Origin of the sequence: Roseomonas sp. AR75 (assembly GCF_005222815.1) — a bacterium.
Classification (GTDB): domain Bacteria; phylum Pseudomonadota; class Alphaproteobacteria; order Acetobacterales; family Acetobacteraceae; genus Falsiroseomonas.
Genome location: NZ_STGB01000004.1, coordinates 1,055,293 through 1,072,431 on the forward strand (window position 1 = coordinate 1,055,293; position 17,139 = coordinate 1,072,431).

Sequence of the window (17,139 nt, forward strand, 5' to 3'; positions counted from 1 at the left end):
CTCACGCCATGTCGCAGAAGGGGACATGGCGCGATCCGCGTTCCTGCGCGAGAGTGCCGCCATGCAGACCTATCGCTTCGACCATCTCCACCTGCGCAGCCCCGATCCGGAAGCCGCCGCCCGCGTCTGGACCACGGCCTTCGGCGCCGAGGTCAAGGCGCGCATGCAGGCAGGCCCCTGGCTGCGTATCGTCCTGGACCTTGCCGGGGTTACGCTGTTCATCGAACAGGTGGCGCCCGGCACGCATGCGCCGCCGGCGCCGCCCTTCCTGGGGCTGGAGCATCTCGGCCTCGGCACGGACGACCTGGACGCCGCCATCGCGGACCTCGCGGCGAAGGGCGTGCCCCTGGTCTCCGGCCCCGCCGAGCCACGGCCGGGCGTGCGCATCGCCTTCTTCGCCATGCCCGACGGGGCGCGGGTGGAACTCATCGAGCGCCGCGCTTGAGCGAGCCGCGCAGCCGGTGGCTGGCGATCGCCGCCATCGTCTTCGCGGGCTTCGCTGCTGCCGCGCAGATCGGCAAGGTGCCGGCGGCGATGACGACCATCGCCGCCGAGTTCGATTTCCCGCTCGCCGCGGCGGCGCTCGTCGTGTCGCTCGCGTCGCTGCTGGCGGCGACCGCCGGGCTGGCCATCGGGCTTGGCGTCGCGCGCATCGGCGTGCGGCGCGGGCTGCTCGCGGGGCTCGCCATGGGCGGTCTGGCAGCCACGCTGGCACCGCTGACGCAGGGCGCCCTGCCGCTGCTGGCCATCCGCGTGGCGGAAGGGGCGGGCTTCCTGCTGGTCGTGGTGTCCGCCCCCTCTCTCGTGGCCGTGCTGGCGGCACCGCGGGACCGCTCCTTCGCGATGGGCCTCTGGGGCTGCTTCATGCCGGGCGGCATCGCCATCGGTCTTTCCACCGCGCCGGTTGTGGAGGCAGCGGGCTGGCGCGCCGCCTGGTTCGTCTGCGCCGCGATGCTGTCGGTGGCGCTGCTGCTCTGCTGGCGCGTCGTTCCCGCCGTCGGCGCGGCGACATCCGGCGCCCGCGCGCCGCTGGGCCGATTGCTGCGCGACCTGATCGCGGCGCGTAGCCCGCTGCGCGTCACCGGCGCCTTCGGCGCCTACAGCGTGGTGTATTTCGGCCTCGCCGCCTTCCTGCCCGCCTATCTCGAATCGCTCGGCATGGGAACCGGCCGGGCCGGTGCGGCGGCGGCCCTTGCGGCGCTTGCGAACCTTTCGGGCAATCTCGTCGCGGCGGCACTGATGCGGCGCGGCACGGCGCCGGAGCGCCTGCTTGGCTTCGCGGCGCCCGCCATGGGCGGCCTGGCTGCCGCGGTCTTCCTCATCCCGTTGCCCCTCATGGCGGCCGGCGTGGCGCTGCTGGCTTCCGCCATCGGCGGCCTGGTGCCGGCTGCCTGCTTTGCGCTGATCCCGGCCAGCGTCCCGCGGCCCGATCTCGTCGCGCCGGCGGTTGGTCTCACCATCCAGGGCAACAATCTCATGCAGCTTATCGCCCCGCCGCTGCTCGGCGCGCTGGCGGGCCTCGGCTGGGCGCTGGTCGCGCCGCCGCTGCTGCTGGCGGGATGCGTCGCGGGGGCGATGGGGCTGGTCCTCGCGGCGGGCGGGTTGCGGAGTGTTGAGCCCTCGCCCTAGCCTCCCCGCGCGGCGCAGCAGACGCCGCCAGGGAAGCCACGCCGGCCCGGCACGTCCAGCGTCAGGAGACCATTCATGCCCGCCTTCGATCGCCGCGCCCTTTTCGGCCTTACCGCCGCAGCGGCCGGTTCCGCCCTGCTGCCTGCCGCAGCCGCCGCACGCCCGCTGGAGCAGGTGCTGTCCACCAAGCGGCTGCGCGCCGGAATCAACCCGACCCTGCCGCCCTTCGGCACCTTCAACGAGCGCAACCAGATCGACGGCTTCGATGCCGACATCGCGCGCGAGATCGCCAGGCAGATGGGCGTGGAGCTGGAGATTGTGCAGGTCGGCAGCCCCGACCGCATCCCCTTCCTGCAGGCCGACCGAATCGACATCGTGCTGGGCGCCATCACCCGCACGGTGCAGCGCGCGCTGGTGATCGACTACACCCAGCCGCTGCACACGCAGTCCGTCGTGGTGCTGACCAAATCCTCCGGCACGGCGATCCCGATCACGAAGCTTGCCGACCTCAACAACCGCCAGGCGCGGCTGGTGCAGGTGCGCGGCACCATCGGCATTCCCTGGATCCAGGCGAATGCGCCGCAGGCGCAGGTGACGCTGCTGGACAACTACCCCGACACGTTCCGCGCCATGGCGCAGGGCCGCGCCGACGCGATGGTGGACGTGATGGAATCCGTCGTGATCCCCATGCGCAACTTCCAGGTCCCCTGGAAGATCCTGGACGAGGTGATCGCCAGCACCTGGGTCGGCATCGGCGTGCAGAAGGGCAACACCACGCTGCGCGATGTGCTGAACATCGTGCTGTTCGAGATGCATCGCAGCGGCTTCGTCAACACCACCTGGCAGAAGTGGTTCGGCGAGCCGATGAAGACGCCGATCCCGTTCAATCCGATGTTCTGATCGTGCATCTCCCTCCCCCGCATGCGGGGGAGGGCCGGGGTGGGGGCGGCGCGCCCTCCGTCATCCAGTAGCGTCGAGAGCTGCCCTTGTCCCTGCAATACGGCCAGGTCCTGCAATACCTGCCCGACTTCCTCGTCGGCGCGGGCGTGGCGCTGTGGATCGCAGCCGTCGCCTTTGCGGGCGGGTTGCTGATCGGCCTGTTCGGCGCGGCCGTGCTGACCTTCGGCCCCTGGCCGGCGCGCGCGGCGGTCGGCGCCTATGTGCGCTTCTTCACCTGGACGCCGCAGCTCGTGCAGATCTTCTTCCTGTTCTTCGCGCTGCCGGAGGCCGGCATCATCCTCTCGCCGGTCACCGCCGTGCTGATCGGCATGACGCTGAATGCCGGCGCCTACCTGACCGAGATCGAGCGCGGCGGCTTCGCCAGCGTGCCGCGTGCCGAGCTGGACGCGGCGGAGACGCTGGGCTTCAGCCGCATCCAGACGGTGTGGTACGTGATCGCGCCGCATGTGATCCGCGCGCTGTACCCGGCGCTGTCCAACCAGTACATCATCATGACGCTCGGCACCTCCATGGCCGCGATCTTCGGGGTGGAGGAACTGACGGGCCGCGCGCTGAACGCCAACGCCATTTCCTTCCGCTCGGTCGAGATCTTTTCGCTCGTCGCGCTGATCTACATCGGGCTGACCATCGTGGCCTCCACGCTGTTGTGGCTGGTGGGGCGCTGGCTGTTCCGCATCAGGGCGAAGGTGTTCTGAGCCATGTCGCCCTGGGACATCATCGTCGCGGAAGCCCCGCGCTTCTTCACTTGGTGGAACATCCGCTTCCTGCTGGAGGCGATGCTGAACACCATCGTCGCCAGCGTGCTCGGCTGCGCCATCGGCTACGCATTCGGCTTCGTGCTCGCTGCGCTGCGCCTGCCGCAGCTCGTGCCTTTCGCGCCGCTGCGCGCGCTCTGCATCCTCTGGGTGGAGATCTTCCGGCGCATCCCCTTTCTGGTCCTGCTGCTGCTGGTCTTTTTCGTCAGCCAGTTCGCGAAGCTGGAAGCGCCGCTCTGGGTGGTGGCGGTCGTCGCGGTTGCAATCCGCATGTCCGCGCTCGCCGCGGAGAATGTCCGCGCCGGCCTGGAATCTGTACGTCCCACGCAGTGGGAGGCAGCGCTGACGATGAACCTGCCGCCATGGACGGTCTTGACGAAGATCGTGCTGCCGCAGGCGTGGCGGGTGATCCTGCCGCCCTCCATCGCCCATGTGCTGTCGATGGTGAAGGAGACGTCGCTGGTCAGCCAGATCGGCTTCATCGAGATCACCTTCGCCGCGAAGATGCTGACGCAGCGCGGCTTCTCGGCGCTGCTGACCTACGGCACGGCGCTGGTGCTGTATTTCATCCTCGGCTGGGCGCTGGCCACGCTGGGTCGTTATGCGGAACGACGGCTCACAGGCCGGAAGCCCGCATCGCCTCCCGCAGCATCGCCGCTTCCGGCGGGCTGACCGGCGGCTGCGGCGGGCGCAGCGCGGGGTCCGGGATCACGCCCATCTCCGCGAGGCACCATTTCAGCCGCGCCGTGGCCCGCCCGCCCGGCGGTGCGCCGTAGATCGCTTCGGCCAGGGGTTCCAGCCTCTCGTGCAGGGCGCGCGCCTGCGCCAGGTCGCCGGCGCGCACGGCCGCGTCCAGCGCCACGATCTCGTCCGGCAGCACATCCGCCAGCGACACCAGCGAGCCATCGGAGCCATGCACCATGCAGGCCAGCAGATGCTCGTCGCCGCTGGCGCAGAACGCCACGTCCGGCCGCCTTGCCTTGCAGATGCGGCGCAGCGCATCGTAGCGGTCCACCTCCCAGGACCCTTCCTTCACGCCGACGACCTCCGGCAGGTCGAGCAGCGCGGCGAAGGTGTCTTCCGTGAAGGCCATGCGGCCGGCACCGTGATGCGCGGCGAACAGGAAGGTCGGCATGCCCGGAACGGCGGCCAGGATGGTGCGGTGGTGCAGCAGCGCCATTTCCGTGGTCTGCGCCAGGGCGAAGCCGTTGGGCAGGAACACCATGATCGCATCCGCGCCCGCCGCCCGCGCTTCCCGCGCTTCCTCCGCCGCTTCTAGGCTGCTTTCGGCGTTCACCCCCGCGACGACGATGCGCGAGGCGCCGACCGTCTCGACCGCCACCTCCAACGCCCGCCGCTTCTCGGCGCGGGACAGCACGAAATTCTCGCCGGCATGGCCGTTCATCAGCACGCCCGCGATCCCGGGTCGCAGCACGCAATGCGCGGTGTGGCGCGCATAGGCCTTCCAGTCCGGCGCGAAATCGGCGCCCGCCATCGGCAGGACGGTGGAAGGATAGATGCCGTGGAACCGCGTCGCGCCGTCGGGAATCATGCGTGCTCCATCGCGAGAAGCCGATCGATCGGGAACAATGGCATCTCCGGCGCCTCTCCCAGCACCGCCTGGGCCAGCAGTTTTCCGAAATACGGGCCGCTGGTGTAGCCGGAATGCACGCTGCCGATGATCCAGGCATCGGCCACGCCGGGGATCGGCCCGATGGCAGGAAGCGCATCCGCCGTCTCGGCTTCCAGGCCCAGCCAGGCGCGCACCACCCGTGCTTCGCGCAGCGCCGGGATGGTGTAGGCCGCGAGCCGCACATTGCCCGAGAAGTTCTCTGCCCGCACGGCGAGCCCGCCGCGCTGGCGGTCGCCGATGCCCTGCCAGCCTCCGCCGATCAGCACCGTGCCGTTCGCATACTGCTTCAGCGACAACAGGCCGGAGGCGACGCCCATCACCGTGCGCATCGCCGGCGCGATGCGCTCCGTGACGACAAGCTGGTTGATCAGCACCTTGATCGTCAGTGTCACGCCGAGCCAGGCGGCCATCTCCTCCAGCCACACGCCGCCGGCCAGCACGATGCGCTTCGCCTGCAGCGGGCCGCTTTCCGTCTCCAGCACGAAGCGCCCGGCCTCGCGGTCGATGCCCCAGACGGCGCGGTTCTCGAACAGTGCGACGCCTGCATTCAGCAGTGCCGGGCGGAAGGCGCGGCCGGTGAGATAGGCGCTCGTGAAGCCGTCGATCGGGCAATGTCCCGCCAGCAAGACGCGGTCCGACAGGCCGGGCTCGATCTCCATCGCCCGCCCGCCGGAGATCAGCTCGATCGGCGCGCCGGCCGCGCGGCGCGCCTGTGCCCGGGTTTCCAGCAACGCGGCTTCCGCCTCGGTGAAGGCGACCGAAAGCCCCGGGCAGGCCACCGCCAGCACGCTGCCGCCATCGCACCATTCGGGCATGCGCAGCCACATCTCATGCGCGCGCAGCGCGTAGGGGATCAGCGCCGCGCGGGTCATCTGCATGGTCAGCGTGCCGGCATTGACGCCGGAGGCCTCGCGGCAGATCGCGCCGCGATCCAGCAGCGCCACGCGCATGCTGCCGCGCGCGAGGTGCAGCGCGGTGCTGCACCCCATCACGCCGGCGCCGATCACGGCGACGTCGAAGGCCATCAGAGCGGCGCCGGCGCGGGGACGGGGATGTCGGCGTAGTCGAAGTCGCCCAGCACCGCCTCCATCGGCACGGGACGCAGCGGCAGGCGCCCGGTGGCGAAGCCCGCGCGCTCCCGCCCGCCGACGCGTCGTGCGACAAGCTCCGCCGCGGCTTCGCCGCAGACGCGGCCCTGGCAAGGCCCCATGCCGCAGCGAGTGAACTGCTTGAGCTGGTTCATCTCGGTCGCGCCGTCATCCAGCGCGGCCTCGATCTCCGCCCGCGTCACGCCTTCGCAACGGCAGACCACGGTTTCCGGCGCGATGGCGTCCACCAGCGCGGGGCGCAGCGCCATCATCCGCGCCATCGCCGCACCGCCCTGTGCCGCGCGCCAGTGTTCCAGCGCAGGCCGTCGCCGCGCCCGCGCATGGGCGCGGCCATCCAGCAGCCCCAGGTCGCGCAGCGCCGCCAGCGCCGCGAGCCGTCCGGCGGCCGGCGCCGCCGCCGCGCCTCGCACCCCGCCGCCATCGCCCGCCACATACAGCAGCGGCACGGAGGTGCGGCGGTCCGCATCCAGCACCGGCACCCAGCCGCCGGACTCACGCGCGTAGCGATGCGCCGCCCGGAACACGCGCGTCGCCTCCGTCGCCGGCACCAGCCCGTGCCCGACACAGAGCGCATCGCAATCGAAGCTCTCGGAGGTGCCGCCCGACAGCGCCTGCAGACGCACGCGCTCCACGGCGTCGGCGCCTTCCGCCGCGACCACGCGATGGGCCGCAAGCACCGGCACGCCCTTTGTTGCCAGCGCCGCGCGCCAGGCGAGCCCGCGCGCCAGCAGGTCCGGCCGGGCCGTGAGCGTCGGCAGCGCGCGCGCCCATTCACCCTGCGTGGCGAGGTCCGCGATCGCCGCCACCTCGGCGCCCGCCTTCAGCAGCTTCGCCGCCACGGCGTAGAGCAGCGGTCCCGCGCCGGCGACCACCACGCGCCGCCCCGGCAGCACGCCCTGCGCCTTCAGCAGGATCGTCGCCGCCGCCAGGCCGATCACGCCGGGCAGTGTCCAGCCTGGAAAAGGGATGATCCGCTCGTGCGTGCCGGCGCACAGGATCAGCGCGCGCGCTTCGAGGGTAAGCGGTGCGCCGTCGGGCGGCAGCGCGTCCACCCGGAAGGGCAGGGGCGGCGCGCCCTGGGGGACCAGCGGCCCCCCGCCGAGCCCCCAGACGCGATGGCCGAGCAGCAACGTCGTGCCGCTGGTCGCCAGCGCCGCGCGCAGCGCATCGCCGGCGCGGCGGTCGGGATCGGGGGGCACCAGGAATCCCGGCGGCGCCGCGCGATACACCTGCCCGCCCGGCGCCGGGCTTTCCTCCAGCAGCACCACGCGAGCGCCACGCCGCGCCGCCTCCGTCGCCGCGGCCATGCCCGCCGGGCCGGCGCCGAGCACGGCGAGATCGAACGGCGCGCTCATGCCGGCGTCACCGCCATGCCGGCGCGCACCGGCACCAGGCAGGCCTGCGCCAGCCTGCCATCCACGCGCACCAGGCATTGCTGGCAGGTGCCCATCATGCAGAAGGCCGCGCGCGGCGAGCCCGGCCCTTCGCCCAGGCGACGCAGGCCGGCCGCGATCAACGCGGCGGCGAGACTCTCGCCCACCGGCGCACGCAACGTCGCGCCGTCGAAGCTGAAGGCCACCTCGGCCGGGCGCGCCACGCTGGCGATTCGCAGGGATCCGCTCACAGGGGGAGGATAGTGACGCTTGCGCGCGCGTCCATGCTTGACCCCTCGCGCCGCCGCCCGGACACTTCGCGCCGATGGGCTTCCTGAGCATCGAAGGGCTGAGCGCCAGCCATGACGGCCGCAACGACGTGCTGCGCGACATCTCCCTCCGGGTCGGGCAGGGCGAGGTCGTCGGCCTGATCGGCCCGTCCGGCTCTGGCAAATCCTCGCTGCTGCGCGCGCTGGTCGGGCTGCTGCGGCCGCGCGCCGGGCAGGTCAGCATCGCCGGGCAGAAGGTGGATTACGCCAGCCGCGCGAGCCTGCGCGCCGCGCGCGACCGCTTCGCCATCGTCTTCCAGCAGTTCAACCTGTTCCAGAACATGACCGCGCTGCGCAACGTCGCCATCGCGCCCACCCTGGTGAAGAAGCGCCCGGTGGCGGAGGTCGAGGCGGAGGCGACGCGCCTGCTGGAACGCGTCGGCCTCGGCGCCAAGCTGCACGCCTACCCCGATGAGCTCTCCGGCGGCCAGCAGCAGCGCGTGGCCATCGCCCGCGCCCTCGCCCTCAAGCCCGACATCCTGCTGCTGGACGAGGTCACCAGCGCGCTGGACCCCGAACTCGTCACGGAAGTGCTGGACGCGATCCGCGCACTGCGCGACGAGGGCATGACGATGCTGGTCGTGTCGCACGAGATGGCCTTCATCCGGGAGGTCGCGAGCACCGTCGTCTTCATGGATGCCGGCCGCGTGGTCGAGATCGGCCCGCCTTCCCGCATCTTCGGCGCGCCGGAGAGCCAGCGCCTCAAGGACTTCACCGCGCGCATCCTGCGCCATTGAGAAGGACGGCAGCGATGCCCTACTCCCCGCCCGGATCGCACCTGCTCAAGGGCGCCATCGACTGCCACGTGCATTGCGCGCCGCATCTCAACGGCCGCTCCGTCAACGTGTTCGAGGCGGTGCGCCAGGCTGCCGCCGCGGGCATGCGCGCCATCGGCATCATGTGCAACTTCCAGAACACCTCGGGCTTCGCCGCGCTGGCGAATGACGAGCTCGGCCATCTCGGCTGCCACGCCTTCGGCGGCGTCATCATGCAGCCGACGGCGGGCGGCGTGACGCTGGAGGTCGCCAAGGCCGCCATCGGCTATGGCTACGGCCCCGGCACCGGCGCCCGCTTCGTCAGCCTGCCCACCCACCACACCCGCTACATCGCCGAGAAGGAAGGCCGCAGCCCTGCCTTCCTGGAAACCACCTTCCAGGTGCCGGCCAGCGGCAAGGTGCCCGATCCCGTGCCCGCGATCATGGAGCTCTGCGCCGAGCGCGACGTGGTGTTCGATTGCGGCCACGTCTCCGGCCCGGAAGCCGTTGCCCTGGCGGAGGAAGCGAAGCGCCGCGGCGTGACCCGCCTGCGCACCCATGGCAGCCGCTACGCCGAGGACGAGATCCGCGCCATCACCGCGCTCGGCGGCTATGTCGAGCTGACCTTCTTCATCCTGACCCACGCAACCCAGGTGGGGCTGACCCATGTTGATGAGGAAAAGCACCGCATCTCCGGCGGCGCCACCATTCACGACTATGCCCCCCGCATCCGCGCGGCCGGCGACCGCTGCATCCTGTCCTCCGATGCCGGCGTCTACCTGCTGCCGCCGCCGGTGGAGGCATTCCGCGAATACCTGTTGCTGGTGGAAAGCGTGGGGTTCAGCGAAGCCGAGATCCGGCGCATGACCTCGACGAACCCCGCGGTCCTCTTCGGCCTTCAGGGCTGACACGTTCCGCGTGTGTTTCTGCGCAACGATACGCGCGGCGCGATCAAGCTGACGTGACTCACGAAGCCGTGTGCTGGACACGGGCGGCGCGGGCGGCGACGTTCCGTTACACTCGCGGCGCCAATCTGCGCGCAAGGCATCGATCTCCATGATCTCGACGCTGGCGGCCTTCGGGGCGCCCTCTCTTGCGGCACCGGGCCTGTGCGTGCTCGTCACGCCCCAACTGGCCTGGCTGCACCTTTTGTCGGATGTGGCGATCGGCTTGGCCTATCTCTCCATTCCCGCCGTGCTGCTCGTGGTGCTGCTGCGCCGGCGTGACCTGGCCTATCCGTGGATCGTCGGGCTGTTCGCGCTGTTCATCACGGCCTGCGGGCTGACCCATCTGATGCATGCCTGGACGATGTTCAGCCCGGCACCGGCGACTGACACGCTGCTGAAGGCCATCACGGCGGTGATCTCCGTCGCCGTCGCCGTCCTGCTCTGGCCCATCCTGCCGCGTCTGCTGGCGCTGCGCTCGCCCGCCGCCCTGGCGCGCGAGGTGGAGGAGCGACGGGCGGCGGAGAGCCGCGCCCGCGCCTCCGAGGCCCGCATGGCCGCCTTCATCGCGAACCTCGCGGAGGCTGTCTTCGTCGTGCGCGTCTGGCCGGGCGGCAATATGGAGATCGAGACGGTCAACCCGGCCTTCGAACGGATCTTCGGCGTCCGCTCAGCCGACCTCGCCGGCGCCACACCGGAACGGGTGCTGCCGACCTCCCTGGTCGAGCAGGCGCTGCCGCGCTGGCGCATCGCGGCCGAACGCGGCGAGACGATGGAATACGAACTCACAGGCGACCTGCCTGTCGGGCGGCGCAGCTGGCAGACGGTTCTGGTTCCGCTGCGCGGACCGGATGGCCGCGTCGAGCGCCTGCTCGGCTCCGCCCGTGACGTGACCGCGACACGCCGGTTGCAGGCGAGCCTGGTGCAGAGCGCCCGGCTGGCCACGGTCGGCACGATGTGCGCCGGCCTTGCGCACGAGGCGAGCCAGCCGCTGAACACCGCCGCGCTCTGGCTGCGGCGCGTGCGGGCGGTGGCGCGGGACCTGGCGCCGGAGCCGAAGGCCGCGCTGGTGCGTGCCGTCGCCGTGCTGGAGGAGCAGATGCAGCGCGCCGGCGAACTGGTGTCGCGCATCCGCGCGCTGGCCGGCGCCGAGCCGGGCGTCGAGGAGAGCTTCGACGCGGTGGAGGTGGTCGGCGCCGCGATCCGCGCCGCCACGCCAGGCGCGGCTGCGCGCGGGATCAGCCTGGCCCTTCGCGGCGGCAACGCGCCGATGCCGGTCCGCGGCAGCGCCGCCCGGCTGGAGCAGGCGCTACTCAACCTGCTGGCCAATGCCGGCGACGCGATCGAGGAACGGCGACGCCTGCAGCCGAATGCCCCGGCGCGGGTGGAGGTGGATGTGCGCGATGACTCCGGCCGCGTGCTGATCACGCTGCGCGACAGCGGCGCCGGCATCCCCGAGGCGGTGCGCGATTCCATCTTCGATCCCTTCTTCACGACGAAGGATCCCGGCCGTGGCATCGGCCTGGGCCTGCCCTTCGCCGCCGCGGCAGCCCGCGCGATGGGCGGCAGCATCGAGGCCTGGACCCCGCCGGAAGGCGGCGCCTGCTTCCGCATCGAGCTGCCTCTGGCCGAGGCGCCCGGGGCTTCCGCCCCGCTTGGCGCCGTGATCGCGTGAGAGGCCGGGCATGACGGCGGCGCCCAGCATGCCACGGCGTATCCTGCTGGCCGAGGACGAGGTTCTGGCGGCCCTGGCGATCCAGGACGAGTTGCAGAGCGAAGGCTATGCGGTGGATGTCGCGCCGGACGGGCAGGCTGCGCTGGAAGCGGCAAGGCGCGCCATGCCGGACCTTCTGCTGACCGATCTGCGCATGCCGCGGCTGGATGGCATCGGGCTGATCCGCGCGCTGCGCGGCATGGCGCCGCTGCTGCCAGTGGTGGTGATGACGGGCTACGCCCCCGCCGGCGGCACCGCCGCCTTCCGCAACGATGGCGAGGGTCCCGTCGCGCTGTTCTCCAAGCCGCTGGACATGGATGCCCTGCTGGAGGAGCTCCGCCGGCTGCTGCCCTCCGCGGGCTGACGCGCTAGGCTCGCGCGCTGGAGCGAAGGGGGCGCATGCGGATGACCGATATTCGGATCGGCGCGGGGTGGCGGAGTTGCGCGGCGTGACCGTCTCGTTCTCCCTGGCCGGCCGGGTGGCGCTTGTCACCGGCGCCTCGGGCGGCCTGGGGCGGCACTTCGCCCGCGTGCTGCACGGGGCCGGTGCCCAGGTGGTGCTGGCCGCCCGGCGCCTCGACGCCGTCGCGGATGCGGCGGGGGCGCTGGGCGAGCGTGCGATGGCGGTGGCGCTGGACGTGACCGACGCCGCGTCCATCGCCGCCGCGCTGGATGCGGTGGAGGCGCGCTTCGGGCCCTGCGACCTGCTGGTGAACAACGCCGGCATTGCCGTGACGCGGCCCTTCCTGGACCAGACCGAGGCCGATTGGGACCAGGTGATGGACGTCGACCTGCGCGGCGCCTTCGTCATGGCGCAGGCGGCGGCGAAGCGCATGGTCGCGGCGGGGAAGGGCGGCGCGATCGTCAACATCGCCTCCATCGGCGGGGTGCGCATCATCCCCGGCGTCGCGGCCTACACCGCGGCCAAGGCCGGGCTGATCCAGCTGACGCGCCAGATGGGCGTGGAACTGGCGCGCCACCGCATCCGCGTGAACGCCATCGCCCCCGGCTACATCGAGACCGACATCAACCGCGACTTCTTCGCCAGCGAGGCGGGCCAGGCAATGATCCGGCGCGTGCCCCAGCGCCGCCTGGGCACCGTGGACGACCTGACGGGGCCACTGCTGCTGCTGGCCAGCGACGCCGGCGCCCACATGACCGGCAGCGTGGTGACGGTGGATGGCGGCCACAGCGTCAATCCGCTGTAGCGCCAAGGGCTTCGCCAGACGTCTCCCTCCCCCGCTTGCGGGGGAGGGTTGGGGTGGGGGGCCGCGCGATCTTCCCCGCCCAGCCGCCCCTCAACCCTCCCCCGCACGCAGTGGAGGGCCTACTGTGCGCCGAACGCCAGCGCAGCCGGAACACGCCCGATGGACTTCTCACTTCCGCCCGATATCGATGCCGTCCGGGCCAAGGTCCGCGCCTTCGTCAATGACCGCCTGATCCCGCTCGAAGCCGACCGGGCCAATTACGACGAGCACGAGAACATCCATCCGGGCGTGCTGAAGCGCCTTCGCGCCGAGGCGAAGGCGGAGGGGCTGTGGGCTTTGCAGATGCCGAAGCACCGCGGCGGCGGCGGGCTGCCCGTGGTCGGCATGGCCGCCTGCTACGAGGAGATGAACCGCTCCATCTTCGGCCCCGTCGTGTTCAACAGCGCCGCACCCGACGACGGCAACATGATCGTGCTGGAGAAAGTCGCGACGGAGGCGCAGAAGGCGCGCTGGCTGCAGCCCATCGTGGACGGCGCCGTGCAGTCCAGCTTCGCGATGACCGAGCCCGATGGCTGCGGCAGCGATCCCGGCCTGACCTACACGCGCGCCGAGCGCGTCGGCAACGACCGCTGGCGCGTCACCGGCCGCAAGCACTACATCACCGGCGCCGGCGAGGCGCAGCATTTCCTGCTGATTGCCCGCACGAGCGACGACGAGCGGCGCGGCCTGACTTGCTTCCTGTTCCACGCCGACCAGCCGGGCTGGCGCATCGTGCGGCGGATTCCGATCATGGGGCCGGAGGAACATGGTGGCCATTGCGAGCTGGAATTCGACGGGCTGGAGATCCCCGACGAGAACGTGCTGATGGGCGTGGGCGACGGCCTCAAGCTCACGCAGATCCGCCTCGGCACCGCGCGGCTGACGCACTGCATGCGCTGGACCGGCATGGGCCGCCGCGCGCTGGAGATCGCGATGGAGCGCATCCGCCACCGCGACAGCTTCGGCCTGAAGCTGATCGACCGGGAGAGCGTGCAGGGCCTGATCGGCCAGGCCGCGATGGAGCTGGAGATCGGCCGCCTGCTGACCATGAAGGCGGCCTGGGTGCTGGACCAGGGCGGCTTCGCGCGCAAGGAAGTCTCGATGGCGAAGATCGTCGTCGCCGATGCGCTGCACAAGGCGGTGGACACCGCGCTGCAGTTGCTCGGCGCGCGCGGCTATTCCAAGGACACGCCGGTCGAGTGGATGTATCGCTACGCCCGCCAGGCGCGCCTGGTGGACGGCGCGAGCGAGGTGCATCGCATGGTGCTGGCGAATTTCCTGCGCCGCGAGGGCACCGATTTCTTCCAGTGGGGCGCGCATGGATGAGGCAGCGCTGACGCGGTTGCGCGACTGGCTTGCTGCCGCGCAGGGCGACCCATCCCTGCGCAGCGCCAACGCACGAAAGTTGTCGGGCGGGGCGATCCAGCAGAACTGGGCGCTCGATGTCGAGACCATCGGCGGGCCGCAGCGCTGGGTGCTGCGCACCGACAGCGCCGCGGTGCTGGCCGTCAGCCTGCCTCGGACTGCGGAATACGCGCTGCTGCGCGCCGCCTGGGCCGCCGGCGTGACGGTGCCGGAGCCGCTGTATCTCTGTGCCGATGCGCGCGTCATCGGTGCGCCCTTCTTCGTCATGCGTCGCGTGGAAGGGACTGCGCTCGGCCCACGCGTGGTGAAGGATTCCGCGCTTGGCGGCGGGCGCGAACAACTCGCGCAGGCTCTCGGCCGCGAACTCGCGTGCATCCACCGCATCCGACCGCCGCGCGCCGATCTCGGCTTTCTCGGCGATCCGCCCGCCGATGCCGGCCGCGCCGCCATCTCGACCCTGCGCGGCCGGCTGGACGATGCGGGCACGCCGCGTCCGGTCATCGAATGGGGCTTGCGTGCCGCGGAACGCCGCGCGCCGCCACCGGTGCCGCCCGTTCTGGTGCACAACGATTTCCGCACCGGCAATTTGATGCTGGACGCCTCCGGCGTCACCGGCGTGCTGGACTGGGAATTTGCGGCGTGGGGCGATGGCCATGCCGATCTCGGCTGGCTCTGCGCGAAATGCTGGCGCTTCGGCAATGTCGCGCAGGAAGCCGGCGGCCTCGGCCCGCGCGCCGCGCTCTACGAGGGCTACGCCGCCGAAAGCGGCGCCCCGGTGGAGGATGCCCGCGTGCGCTGGTGGGAGCTGATGGCGCATCTGCGCTGGGCGGTGATCGCCGCCGACCAGGCGCAGCGCCACCTCTCCGGCGAGGAGCGCAGCCTGGAACTCGCCCTCACCGGCCACATCGTGCCCGAGCTCGAATGGGAGATCCTGGCCATGGCGGACGCGCCCTGATGCTCGAACGCCCCGACGGTCCCGACCTGCTGGCCACCGCGCGCGAGGTCCTGCTGAAGGAATTGCTCCCCGCCCTGCCGCCGGAAAGGGCCTTTGCCGCGCGCATGGTGGCGAACGCCATGGCGATCGCCGCGCGGGAGGCCCAGGCCGACCTCTCCGCCCTGGCGCCGCGCGACCTCGCGGTGCTGGCGCGCGCGATCCGCGAAGGCCGCCACGATCCCGGAACGCCGACGCATGACGCGGTGCGCGCCTGGCTTGGCGACTATGCGCGGCTGCGCGCCTCGGTCAGCGCGCCGAAGGCCCTGGGCTGAGCATCACAACGTGCCGCGCACGCTCCACAGTTCGGGGAAGAAGCGCTTCTCCAGCGCCAGGCGCAGATAGGCGACGCCGGCGCTGCCGCCCGTGCCCTGCCGGCCGCCGATGATGCGCTCCACCGTGGACAGATGGCGGAAGCGCCAGGTCTGGAAGGCGTCCTCCAGGTCCACCAGCTCCTCCGCCAGCTCGTACAGGTCGAAGTGGCGCTGCGCGTCGCGGTACACCTCGGCCCAGGCAGCCTCCACCTGCGGATCGGGCGTGTAGGGCCGGGTCAGGTCGCGTTCCAGCACCGCCTGCGGCACCGGCAGGCCGCGCCGCGCCAGCAGCCGCAGCGCCTCGTCGTAGATCGAGGGTTCCGCGAAGGCCTTCGCCAGCCGCCCGTGCAACTCCGGCCGGTGCGCATGCGGCTTCAGGTACAGCGCCTCCCGCGCGCCCATGCGGATCTCCAGCAGCCGGTATTGCCAGGACTGGAAGCCGGAGGAACTGCCGAGCGAGGCGCGGAAGGCGAGGTAGTCGTGCGGCGTCATGGTGGTCAGCACCTCCCATGACTCGATCATCTGCTTCTGGATGCGGCTGACCCGCGCCGTCGCCTTGAAGGCCGGGCCGAGCACATCGGCGCGGATGCGGTCCATCGCCAGCTCCAGCTCATGCAGGATGAGCTTCATCCACAGCTCCTGCACCTGGTGGATGGTGATGAACAGCAGCTCGTCATGCTGGCCGGAGAGCGGCTTCTGGGCCCCGAGCAGCGCATCCAGGCCGAGATAGTCGCCATAGCTCATCTTGCGGGCGAAATCGGTCTCGATCCCCGCCGTCGCGCGCGTCGAATCCTCGGCCATCGCAGCCTCCTGCTTCGCGTCGTATCTAGGCGCGCGTCGCGGCTTCGCACATATGCGGGTCATGCTGGACCTGCGCGCGCATTTCTCCCGCTTCCTCGGCGCCGAGCCGGACCGGCTGCACTTCGCGGCGCACAGCCACCACCCCTGGCCCGATGTCACGCGCGCCGCGCAGCTTGCCGCCTGGGACGTCGCGGCCAGGCTGCAGGACGACAAATGGGTGGAGATCCTCGGGCCGGTGCTGGACGGCCTCCGCGTCAAGGTCGCGCGCGAGCTGTGCCTGCCCGATCCGCGCACGCTGGTCTTCGCGCCGAACACGCATGAATTCGTCGTCCGCATCCTGTCGAGCCTGCCCACCGGGCGCCCGCCCCGCATCCTCACCACGGATGCCGAGTTCCACAGCCTGACAAGGCAACTGGCCCGGCTGGAGGAGGAAGGGCTGGTGCAGGTCACGCGCGTGCCCACCGCGCCGCACGAAACCTGCCTCGAGAGGCTGGCGGCGACGGCGCGGCAGGGCTTCGACCTGGTCTGGGTCTCGGAGGTCTTCTTCTCCTCCGGCTTCGCGCTGGAGGGGCTGGAGGCGCTGGCCGAGGCGGCGGGCGAGGCGGTGCTGGTGCTCGATGGCTACCACGCCTTCATGGCGCGCCCGGTGGACCTGTCGCGGCTGGCTTCGCGCGCCTTCTACACCGCGGGCGGCTACAAATACGCCATGGGCGGGGAGGGTTGCTGCTTCCTGCACTGCCCGCCGGGCTGGCTGCCCCGGCCCCGCGCCACCGGCTGGTACGCCGCCTTCGGCGCGCTTGCCGGCCCGCAAGGCGAGGTCGGCTACGCCGGGGATGGATGGCGTTTCATGGGCGCGACATTCGATCCTTCGGGGCTTTATCGCCTTTCCGCGGCGCTTGGCTGGTTCGATGCGCAGGGGCTGACCGCGGCCATGGTGCGCGACCACGCGCATGCGCTGCAGGCGCGCTTCGTGGGCGGTCTGGGCGACACAGGGCTCGAGCCGGCGGCGCTGGTCGTGCCGCTGGACGAGAAGCGGCGCGGCAATTTCCTGACCTTCGACCTGCCCGACGCCGAGGTGTTCCAGGCGCGGCTTGCCGCGGCCGGCATCGTCACGGACCGGCGCGCAACGCGGCTGCGCTTCGGCTTCGGGATCTACCAGACGGCGGCGGAGGTGGACGCGCTGCTGGACAGGATGCGCGGGATCGCGGCGTAGTCTGCGG

General features: G+C 71.6%; 19 protein-coding genes. 14 read left to right on the forward strand and 5 right to left on the reverse strand.

Going from position 1 to position 17,139, the window contains the following annotated elements; genetic code table 11:
* The first annotated feature begins 25 nt into the window (after positions 1-25).
* The 5 genes from E4T13_RS19005 (at position 26) to E4T13_RS19025 (ending at position 4,016) form a co-directional block, all read left to right on the forward strand.
* A complete protein-coding gene (locus E4T13_RS19005) occupies positions 26-445 on the forward strand; it encodes a VOC family protein (protein WP_240791196.1) in 420 nt (139 codons plus the stop codon).
* Positions 442-1,629: a CynX/NimT family MFS transporter gene (locus tag E4T13_RS19010; RefSeq protein ID WP_137179837.1), complete on the forward strand. Its 1,188-nt coding sequence runs from the start codon at positions 442-444 to the stop codon at positions 1,627-1,629. The genes E4T13_RS19005 and E4T13_RS19010 overlap by 4 nt, the downstream gene beginning before the upstream one ends.
* 75 nt (positions 1,630-1,704) lie before the next feature.
* The gene (locus E4T13_RS19015; protein WP_137179838.1) at positions 1,705-2,529 is read left to right on the forward strand and encodes a transporter substrate-binding domain-containing protein; all 825 of its coding nucleotides are present in this window, start codon (positions 1,705-1,707) and stop codon (positions 2,527-2,529) included.
* 86 nt (positions 2,530-2,615) lie between these two features.
* The gene (locus E4T13_RS19020) at positions 2,616-3,284 is read left to right on the forward strand and encodes an amino acid ABC transporter permease (RefSeq protein WP_170985075.1); all 669 of its coding nucleotides are present in this window, start codon (positions 2,616-2,618) and stop codon (positions 3,282-3,284) included.
* A gap of 3 nt (positions 3,285-3,287) precedes the next feature.
* Positions 3,288-4,016, forward strand: a complete 729-nt coding sequence (locus E4T13_RS19025) for an amino acid ABC transporter permease (protein ID WP_137179840.1) — start codon at positions 3,288-3,290, stop codon at positions 4,014-4,016.
* Here E4T13_RS19025 and E4T13_RS19030 read toward each other — a convergent pair.
* The 4 genes from E4T13_RS19030 to E4T13_RS19045 are packed head-to-tail and all read right to left on the reverse strand — an operon-like array spanning position 3,961 to position 7,710.
* Positions 3,961-4,896 carry a dihydrodipicolinate synthase family protein gene (locus E4T13_RS19030; RefSeq protein ID WP_137179841.1) on the reverse strand — a complete coding sequence of 312 codons (936 nt, stop codon included), beginning with the start codon at positions 4,894-4,896 and terminating at the stop codon, positions 3,961-3,963. The two genes, E4T13_RS19025 and E4T13_RS19030, sit on opposite strands and share 56 nt — an antisense overlap.
* Positions 4,893-6,002 (reverse strand): FAD-binding oxidoreductase, encoded by a 1,110-nt coding sequence (locus tag E4T13_RS19035; RefSeq protein WP_137179842.1) that lies wholly within the window; start codon positions 6,000-6,002, stop codon positions 4,893-4,895. The genes E4T13_RS19030 and E4T13_RS19035 overlap by 4 nt, the downstream gene beginning before the upstream one ends.
* The gene (locus E4T13_RS19040; protein ID WP_137179843.1) at positions 6,002-7,441 is read right to left on the reverse strand and encodes an NAD(P)/FAD-dependent oxidoreductase; all 1,440 of its coding nucleotides are present in this window, start codon (positions 7,439-7,441) and stop codon (positions 6,002-6,004) included. Before E4T13_RS19040 ends, E4T13_RS19035 begins: the two co-directional genes overlap by 1 nt.
* Positions 7,438-7,710, reverse strand: coding sequence for a 2Fe-2S iron-sulfur cluster-binding protein (locus E4T13_RS19045; RefSeq protein ID WP_137179844.1), 273 nt, complete (start codon positions 7,708-7,710; stop codon positions 7,438-7,440). The genes E4T13_RS19040 and E4T13_RS19045 overlap by 4 nt, the downstream gene beginning before the upstream one ends.
* Positions 7,711-7,784: 74 nt before the next feature.
* On the opposite strand from E4T13_RS19045, the gene E4T13_RS19050 reads away from it, so the two are divergent.
* The 8 genes from E4T13_RS19050 (at position 7,785) to E4T13_RS19085 (ending at position 15,079) form a co-directional block, all read left to right on the forward strand.
* Positions 7,785-8,525, forward strand: coding sequence for an amino acid ABC transporter ATP-binding protein (locus tag E4T13_RS19050; protein WP_137179845.1), 741 nt, complete (start codon positions 7,785-7,787; stop codon positions 8,523-8,525).
* A gap of 14 nt (positions 8,526-8,539) precedes the next feature.
* Positions 8,540-9,451 carry a DUF6282 family protein gene (locus E4T13_RS19055; protein WP_137179846.1) on the forward strand — a complete coding sequence of 304 codons (912 nt, stop codon included), beginning with the start codon at positions 8,540-8,542 and terminating at the stop codon, positions 9,449-9,451.
* A 148-nt stretch (positions 9,452-9,599) separates the two neighbouring features.
* Positions 9,600-11,162 (forward strand): sensor histidine kinase, encoded by a 1,563-nt coding sequence (locus tag E4T13_RS19060; protein WP_137179847.1) that lies wholly within the window; start codon positions 9,600-9,602, stop codon positions 11,160-11,162.
* A gap of 10 nt (positions 11,163-11,172) precedes the next feature.
* Complete coding sequence (locus E4T13_RS19065; protein WP_137179848.1) at positions 11,173-11,565, forward strand: response regulator; 393 nt, start codon at positions 11,173-11,175, stop codon at positions 11,563-11,565.
* Positions 11,566-11,632: 67 nt separating this feature from the next.
* Positions 11,633-12,409 (forward strand): SDR family NAD(P)-dependent oxidoreductase, encoded by a 777-nt coding sequence (locus tag E4T13_RS19070; protein ID WP_240791197.1) that lies wholly within the window; start codon positions 11,633-11,635, stop codon positions 12,407-12,409.
* Between the two features lie 159 nt (positions 12,410-12,568).
* The gene (locus tag E4T13_RS19075) at positions 12,569-13,774 is read left to right on the forward strand and encodes an acyl-CoA dehydrogenase family protein (RefSeq protein ID WP_137179849.1); all 1,206 of its coding nucleotides are present in this window, start codon (positions 12,569-12,571) and stop codon (positions 13,772-13,774) included.
* On the forward strand, positions 13,767-14,768 hold the full coding sequence (locus tag E4T13_RS19080; protein WP_137179850.1) for a phosphotransferase family protein: 1,002 nt from the start codon (positions 13,767-13,769) through the stop codon (positions 14,766-14,768). Before E4T13_RS19075 ends, E4T13_RS19080 begins: the two co-directional genes overlap by 8 nt.
* Positions 14,768-15,079: a DUF6285 domain-containing protein gene (locus E4T13_RS19085; protein ID WP_137179851.1), complete on the forward strand. Its 312-nt coding sequence runs from the start codon at positions 14,768-14,770 to the stop codon at positions 15,077-15,079. The genes E4T13_RS19080 and E4T13_RS19085 overlap by 1 nt, the downstream gene beginning before the upstream one ends.
* Positions 15,080-15,082: 3 nt before the next feature.
* Here E4T13_RS19085 and kynA read toward each other — a convergent pair whose 3' ends face one another.
* On the reverse strand, positions 15,083-15,919 hold the full coding sequence (gene kynA, locus E4T13_RS19090; RefSeq protein WP_137179852.1) for a tryptophan 2,3-dioxygenase: 837 nt from the start codon (positions 15,917-15,919) through the stop codon (positions 15,083-15,085).
* 61 nt (positions 15,920-15,980) lie between these two features.
* Here kynA and E4T13_RS19095 point away from each other — a divergent pair, with 61 nt between their 5' ends.
* On the forward strand, positions 15,981-17,132 hold the full coding sequence (locus E4T13_RS19095) for an aminotransferase class V-fold PLP-dependent enzyme (protein ID WP_137179853.1): 1,152 nt from the start codon (positions 15,981-15,983) through the stop codon (positions 17,130-17,132).
* The last annotated feature ends 7 nt before the right edge of the window (positions 17,133-17,139 follow it).